The sequence below is a fragment of the Limimaricola litoreus genome, from assembly GCF_024159025.1.
Taxonomy (GTDB): domain Bacteria; phylum Pseudomonadota; class Alphaproteobacteria; order Rhodobacterales; family Rhodobacteraceae; genus Limimaricola; species Limimaricola litoreus.
In genome coordinates, this window is the sequence record NZ_JAMYXC010000199.1 from 1 (window position 1) to 837 (window position 837).

The 837-nt window shown below is 74.1% G+C and carries 1 protein-coding gene; it reads left to right on the forward strand.

Annotated features, from left to right (window positions below; genetic code table 11):
- A partial coding sequence (locus NHG85_RS12930; RefSeq protein ID WP_253332998.1) for a hypothetical protein occupies nt 1–837 on the forward strand: 837 nt, incomplete at both ends.

The following is an 837-nucleotide window of genomic DNA, read 5'->3' on the forward strand; positions in this document are numbered from 1 at the left end:
GGTCTGGCGCGCGCTGGCGCTGGCCCGCGAGGGCGAGCCGCAGGCCGCCATCCAGGCGCTATCGCGGCTCGACCCCGCGCTCGATGCCATGCCGGGGCCACTCAGGGCGGCGGTGCTGCCCGAGCTGCTCGAAGCGGCGATCGAGGCCAAGCTGTGGGACGCGGCGCATGGTCTGGCGCAGCGTTTCGACGCCCATGCCGAGCTGCGCGGCGGCAGCGCCTACCGCTTTCTGCTGGGTCGGGCCGCGCAGGCGGGCGGCAACCTGGTGATGGCCTTCGACAGCTACGCCATGGCGGCGGGCGGTAGCGATGCCTGGGCGCAAAGGGCGCGGCTGGCGCTGATCGACTTGGGCCGGGCGACCGGCACGCTTTCGGCCGAGGACGGCGCGGCGCTGCTGCGGCAAAGCTGGCACCTGTGGCGCGGCGACGCGCTGGAGATCGCCACGTTGGAGCGGCTGGCCGAGGTCGAACATGGCCGGGGCGAGACCGAGGCCGCGATCCAAGCGATGACCGAGATCCAGCGCCGCCACGGTGACAGCGACGCGGCACGCGACAGCGGCGCGCGGCTCGACGAGATGGTGGCCGAGCTCTACGCCCGCGGTGGCGCGGGCGATCTGCCGATCGGCGCCTTCGTGGCCGCCCATCGACGGATTTCGCCCGATCTGATGTTCCGCCCCGGCTTCGCGGCGCAGGCCGAGAAGCTGGCGGCGCGGCTCTACGAAATCGGCGCGACGGATGCGGCGGCGCGCGAATACGCGGCGCTGCGCGACCAGCTCGCGGTGATGCGCGACCTGGGGCTCGAGCAGGTGCCGCAGGCGCGGCTCGATGCGCTGCGGCT